Annotated in this window: 1 protein-coding gene and 1 pseudogene; both read right to left on the bottom strand. The window is 45.8% G+C overall.

Translation table 11 applies throughout. The features are described 5' to 3' along the window. On the bottom strand, nucleotides 1–470 hold a 470-nt coding region (gene dsbB, locus AB4653_RS11845; protein WP_372104235.1), incomplete at its 3' end, for a disulfide bond formation protein DsbB. Nucleotides 471–616: 146 nt separating this feature from the next. Beyond that, nucleotides 617–930: pseudogene (locus AB4653_RS11840) on the bottom strand (sodium/proton antiporter); the annotation flags it as partial.

Raw genomic sequence — 930 nt, 5'->3', positions numbered from 1 at the left:
AAACCGAAAGCAACCAAGTTACCCGCGAAGATAATCACTAGCCATTGAGGCATTGAAAGTTCTAAGAACTGCCATACAACCTTGCTGCAGTCGCCGTAGGCCTCAAACATCCACGGAGCCCATTGGTTTAGAGGTGCCCAGCTAGGGAAGGTCACGAACAGGTCACAGGTAGCGAAAGGAGACGGGTTAAACTGGTAGTCAACGTGCTCTAAAGCAAGCATCAACCCTTTATACGCACCTAACCCCCAACCAAGTAGACCTAGCCAACGTGAAATCGGATTATGCGGGGCAATAGCACCAATCATTGCTGCGATGCCGATAGCGAGCATAGCAACGCGCTCGTAGATACACATTACGCAAGGGCCAAGCATCATCACGTGCTGAAAGAAAAGAGCACATGCTTCAAAAAAGACAATAAAAGCCAGCAGTAAAAGCCAAGATAAACGTCCCTTAGAGAAGTCTTTGAGCATTGCAAAAAAGTTCACGAATTTAATCCTGTCAATAAAATAAAAAAGCCCTGATTACTCAGAGCTTTTTATCTTGGATAAGTTTCCTAATCAACTAATATTTTTGATTAGTTAGATGCACCTATTGTGTTTAGCGATAGAAATCCGGGTTAGTGGCCACCGGAGATAACTGGAGCTACCACTTCACCCGTACGGTGAATGATCCAACCTGCATCATAGAACCATGCTGTCATCGGTTCTACGAAGAACACAATACCGGCAAGGCCAACAAGTGCTAATACGAGAGTATATGGCAAAGCCATGATGACCATGCGGCCGTAAGACAGTCGAATTAACGGAGCAAGTGCTGACGTTAATAGGAATAGGAATGCAGCTTGGCCGTTTGGCGTAGCAACAGAAGGTAGGTTGGTACCTGTGTTGATAGCAACAGCAAGCAGATCAAATTGGTCGCGAGTGATGACGC

The sequence above is a fragment of the Vibrio sp. 10N.222.48.A3 genome (assembly GCF_041475345.1).
Taxonomy (GTDB): domain Bacteria; phylum Pseudomonadota; class Gammaproteobacteria; order Enterobacterales; family Vibrionaceae; genus Vibrio; species Vibrio tasmaniensis_A.
The sequence above is the reverse complement of the archived record's forward strand: the minus strand, read 5'-3'. Positions and strand labels throughout refer to the sequence as shown.